This is a genomic window from Blastochloris sulfoviridis, from assembly GCF_008630065.1.
GTDB lineage: Bacteria > Pseudomonadota > Alphaproteobacteria > Rhizobiales > Xanthobacteraceae > Blastochloris > Blastochloris sulfoviridis.
Window position 1 is genome coordinate 1 of the sequence record NZ_VWPL01000062.1, and the last position, 4,584, is coordinate 4,584.

General features: G+C 68.7%; 4 protein-coding genes. 3 read left to right on the top strand and 1 reads right to left on the bottom strand.

Annotated elements, in window-relative coordinates:
- Positions 1–212: 212 nt before the first annotated feature.
- Positions 213–698: a CreA family protein gene (locus F1193_RS16770; protein ID WP_246164512.1), complete on the bottom strand. Its 486-nt coding sequence runs from the start codon at positions 696–698 to the stop codon at positions 213–215.
- 245 nt (positions 699–943) lie between these two features.
- Between F1193_RS16770 and F1193_RS16775 the strand changes: the two genes are divergently transcribed.
- The 3 genes from F1193_RS16775 to F1193_RS16785 all read left to right on the top strand — a co-directional run bounded on the left by F1193_RS16775 (position 944) and on the right by F1193_RS16785 (position 4,370).
- Positions 944–2,032 carry a TRAP transporter substrate-binding protein gene (locus F1193_RS16775; RefSeq protein ID WP_150098933.1) on the top strand — a complete coding sequence of 363 codons (1,089 nt, stop codon included), beginning with the start codon at positions 944–946 and terminating at the stop codon, positions 2,030–2,032.
- Positions 2,033–2,298: 266 nt separating this feature from the next.
- Entirely contained in the window at positions 2,299–2,850 is a 552-nt protein-coding gene (locus tag F1193_RS16780) for a MarR family winged helix-turn-helix transcriptional regulator (protein WP_150098934.1), read from the top strand.
- Between the two features lie 326 nt (positions 2,851–3,176).
- Positions 3,177–4,370 carry a DUF2865 domain-containing protein gene (locus tag F1193_RS16785; RefSeq protein ID WP_150098935.1) on the top strand — a complete coding sequence of 398 codons (1,194 nt, stop codon included), beginning with the start codon at positions 3,177–3,179 and terminating at the stop codon, positions 4,368–4,370.
- Positions 4,371–4,584: the final 214 nt, after the last annotated feature.

A 4,584-nucleotide genomic window follows, 5' to 3' on the forward strand; every position in this document is an offset into this window, starting at 1 on the left:
ACGGCGTGCCGCCCGCACCGGCTCGGGGTGGCCACCCCGAGCCGGTGCACCCATCAAAGCACATTTCGCCGTTCCAACCCGGGACCGCTCGCAGGAAGGGGAGCCTTTCCGGCACACGATCCCGGCTCGGCGCGACGCGCCGTCCGGGATGACGACACATGCTCGGACGATCGCGGCTCTCGCTGACGCGCGGCCGGGATGACGAGGCCCGGTCACTTCAAATAGTTCTCGCAACGCTCCGGCGTGTCGCCGCCCCAGGGCATGATCGGCACCGTCGATGTCGAGTTCTTCGGCGATCCCTCGATCAGTTTGTCGGAATAGATGAGATAGACCAGCACGTTGCGCTTGGCGTCGCAGCCGCGCACGATCTGCGTCTTCTTGAAGAACAGCGACCGCGACTGGCGGAACACCACGTCGCCCTGGGAGAACTTGGTCGTGAAGCGGATCGGCCCGACCTGCCGGCACGACAGCGACGCATCCGAGGCCTCCTCGGCGAGGCCGAACATGCCCGACACCCCGCCGCGTTCCGGCACGGTGAAGTGGCAGGCCACCCCCTCCACGTCGGGATCGTCGACCCCGTAGGTGGCGAGCTTGTCATCCGGCGTCAGCATCTTCCACACGGTCGACTTGCGGAAGATCAGATCGGGCTCGGCCGCTGCCACCGGTCCCGCCAGCACCACGGCGGCCGCCGCCGCCATCGCCCCGCATAAAATCCTATTGATCATCATCGTCCCTCCACCCCTCATATAGGAGCCGGCCGTCGCCAGTTCGAGACGTCACGAATTCGAGACGTCGCCGGTTCAAGATGTCGTTCGTTCGAGAGACGGCGGCCGGGGCGTGCCGCATCGGCCGCCGTTTCCGCCCTCCCTCGGTTGCCGGCCGGGCGGAGAGAGCGTAGTTCAATCTGCGCCGCGTTTCGGCACGCCCGCAGGAGGACTCGACGATGGAAAGACGGACATTTCTCACAGGCGCGGCTGTCGCCGCGGCCGCAGGCGCCGTGGCCAGCCCCGCGGTGGCCCAGAGCATGCCCGAGGTGAAATGGCGTCTGACATCGAGCTTCCCCAAGACCCTCGACACCATCTTCGGCACGGCCCAGACGCTCGCCAAATACGTGTCCGACGCCACTGACGGGCGTTTCCAGATCCAGTGCTTCGCGGCGGGCGAGCTGGTTCCCGCGCTGCAGGCGCTGGACGCCGTTACCACCGGCGCGGTCGAATGCGCGCACACGCCGACCTATTTCTACACCGGCAAGGACCCGGTCCTGGTGTTCGGCACCGGCTCGCCGTTCGGCCTCAATGCCCGCATGGCCAATGCGTGGTGGCATTTCGCCGATGGCGCCGAGCTCATCAACGCCTCGCTCGCCAAGTTCAACGCCATCGGCTTCCTGGCCGGCAATTCGGGCTGCCAGATGGGCGGCTTCTTCCGCAAGGAGTTGAAGGAGGTCGCCGACCTCCAGGGCCTCAAGTTCCGCATCGCCGGCATGGGCGGCCAGGTGCTGGCGCGGCTCGGCGTGGTGCCGCAGGTCATCGCGCCGGGCGACGTCTATTCGGCGCTGGAGCGCGGCACCATCGACGCCGCCGAGTTCGTCGGACCCTATGACGACGAGAAGACCGGCCTCTACCGCGTCGCCAAGTACTACTACTATCCGGGCTGGTGGGAAGGTGGAGCGATGATCCACTTCATTTCCAACCTGGAGAAGTACAACGAGCTGCCGCCGGCCTACCAGGCGATCCTGAAGCAGGCGTCCGACGCCGCCAATGTCTGGATGCTCGCCAAATACGACACGGTGAACGCGCCGGCGCTGCGGCGCCTGCTGGCCGCCGGCACCGAGCTGCGACCCTTCCCGCAGGCGATCATGGAGGCGGCGCTGAAGGCCTCCAACGAACTGCTGGCCGAGATGGCCGCCAAGAACCCCGACTTCAAGAAGTGCCTCGATTCCGTCAACGCCTATCGCGGCGACCAGTTGGCGTGGTGGCAGGTCGGCGAGCTGTCGTTCGACTCCTTCATGGCGCGCACGCGCGGCCGGTCGTAAGCGGCCCCCGGCGGGAACAGAAACCGCGGCCGCTCCTGGGCGGCCGCGCGCGGCAGCTGCGCCGGGCCTGCAACCCGATCGGGCGGAGGTTACGGTCACGCCGGATAGCCGGCGACGCGCAACGACGTTCTCGGCACAGCCTGCCGCGAGCCTCCCGTTTCGGAAAGTAACGGACACCAAGGTTCTTTCCATTGCCGGCGCAGTGAGCTATCCCGTTGCGACCGGTCCGTCCGAGAGAGTCTCTTTTCATCGGAAGATAGTTGCGCATGCAACCTCGCTCCCTGCTGCCGGGCGCCCGAGACGACGGGGCGCCGGCCGACACGCTGCCGACCCCGCCAAGCGACCCGCTGCTGCGGCTGGAGACCTTCCTGCCCTACCGCCTCAACGTGCTGTCGGCGCTGGTGCTGCGGGCGCTCGGGCGGATCTTCGACGAGCGGTTCGCCATCGCCATTCCCGAATGGCGCGTCATCGCCACCATCGGCCAGTTCGGCACGCTGACGGCCAAGCAGGTCGGCGCCCACAGCCACATGCACAAGACCAAGGTGTCGCGCGCCGTCGCCACCCTGGAGCGGCGGGGGCTGCTGGCGCGCCGCTCCAACAAGGCGGATCTGCGCGAGGCCTTCCTGTCGCTGACCGACGAGGGCCAGGCGCTCTACCAGGCCATCGTGCCGTCGGCGGTCGAGTTCGCCGACCGCATGCTGGCCGACCTCGACCCGGCCGAGCGCGCGGCACTGGAGAGCATCTTTGAGAAGCTGACTGCGCGCGCCTCGGTGTGGGCGGCCGAAAGCCCTGTGGGCGCCGACGACGAGCTGGACTGATACGGTTTCGCGCTGATCAAGCCGGGAAACCGTATTCCGATCGCCGAAAAACCCGCCATCAAACAAGGGGTTTTCGGAGAGACCGTTTCCGGTTGATCCCTTCGGGATACCGGAAACCCTGTGACACGTTTCCGGCCCGCGAGACCGGAGAACGGGCGGCAACGGCCCCTGTCCATAAATCGGACACCAAGCCCCGCTTGAGTGAATCTTCGACAGTCCCAGCCGGACTCCGGATCCGCGACCGATTCGACCGCGGAACCGGACGATGGATGCCGGAAATCGTATAGATTCGCCGGCAGGTCCGCCCTCCCAATTCCGAGAGCACGATGCTCGCCGTCGTCATTCCCCTCGCCGCGCTTGCGGCCCTTCTCGGCGGTTCGGCCACAGCCCACGCCCAGACGGCATATCCGCAGGCGCGCATGCAGGCGTGCATCCGGCTGGAGGCCGAACTGGCGCGGATCGACCGGCCATCGGCGGCCGACGCCAGCGAACAGCGGCGCTACGAAGACGCGATCGGCAAGCAACAGCACGAGCTCGACCGCACCATCGCCCAGGCCCAGCGCATCGGCTGCGCGCGGGCGCCGAACTTCTTCCTGTTCGGTGCGCCCGACCGGCCGCCCCAGTGCGACCGGCTGGAGCGGCAGATCGACCGCATGCACCAGAACCTCGATCGCATGATGGCGGACCTCTCCCGCATGCAGGGGTCGCAGGGAACCGACCGCGAGTTCCGACGCCGGCAGGTGCTGGCGGCTCTCGGCCAGAACAATTGCGGTCCGCAGTACCGCGCGGCGCCGCCGCCCGCGCGCACGGCGCGGCCGGGCAACTTCCTCGAACAGCTGTTCGGCCGTCCCGACGTGATGCAGGACGATAATCCGTATGCCCCGCCGGCCGAGGATGACGGCTACAGCGACGTGCCCGCGGTCGGCACCTACCGGACGCTGTGCGTGCGCTCCTGCGACGGCTTCTATTTCCCCATCAGCTTCTCGGCGACGCCCGCCAAGTTCGGCGAGGACGAGCAAATCTGCCGTGCCCAGTGCCCCGCCGCCGAGGTGGCGCTCTTCGTCCACCGCAACCCCGGCGAGGACGTCTCGCACGCCGTCACCCCGTCCGGGGAGGCCTATTCGCGGCTGCCCAACGCCTTCAAGTACCGCCAGACCTTCGACCCGAACTGCGCCTGCAAGCCGGCCGCGCAGAGCTGGGCCGAGGCCATCGGCCATCTCGATGGTACGGTGCAGCGCGGCGACATCGTGGTGACCGAGGAGCGCTCGCGCGCCATGCAGCAGGAGGCGCTGGCGGCGGCCAAGGACGCGGCCAATGCGACCGCTCGGCCGGTCCAGCCCCGCGCGGATCGCAAGAGCAAGAAATCGCGTCGCAAGGATGAGCCGCCGCCCGAGCCGGCCGCCGCCCTGCCGCCGCCGCCCGAGCCGGCACCGCCCGCCCCGGAGCTGCACCCGGCCGAAACCGGCCCCGACGGGCGCCGGGTGCGCGTGGTCGGCCCCACCTTCCTGCCTTTGCGGTGAGCGGGTCTCCTACGGTTTCCGGGTGATCGACTCGGCTTCTTCCTTCCCTCTCCCCTTGTGGGAGAGGGTGCCGAGCGATCGAATGATCGCGAGGCGGGTGAGGGGTGAATTCTCCAGCCTACGCCATATCTACCCCTCACCCGGCGCGGGGGGGGGGGGGGGGGGGCGGGCCCCCCCCCCCCCCCCCGGGGGGGGGGGGGGGGGGGGCCCCCGC

Excerpts from the sequence above, each read along its gene's own strand:
- F1193_RS16770 (WP_246164512.1), bottom strand. The coding sequence starts at position 698 with ATGGCGGCGGCGGCCGCCGTGGTGCTGGCGGGACCGGTGGCAGCGGCC.
- F1193_RS16775 (WP_150098933.1), top strand. The coding sequence starts at position 944 with ATGGAAAGACGGACATTTCTCACAGGCGCGGCTGTCGCCGCGGCCGCA.
- F1193_RS16780 (WP_150098934.1), top strand. The coding sequence starts at position 2,299 with ATGCAACCTCGCTCCCTGCTGCCGGGCGCCCGAGACGACGGGGCGCCG.
- F1193_RS16785 (WP_150098935.1), top strand. The coding sequence starts at position 3,177 with ATGCTCGCCGTCGTCATTCCCCTCGCCGCGCTTGCGGCCCTTCTCGGC.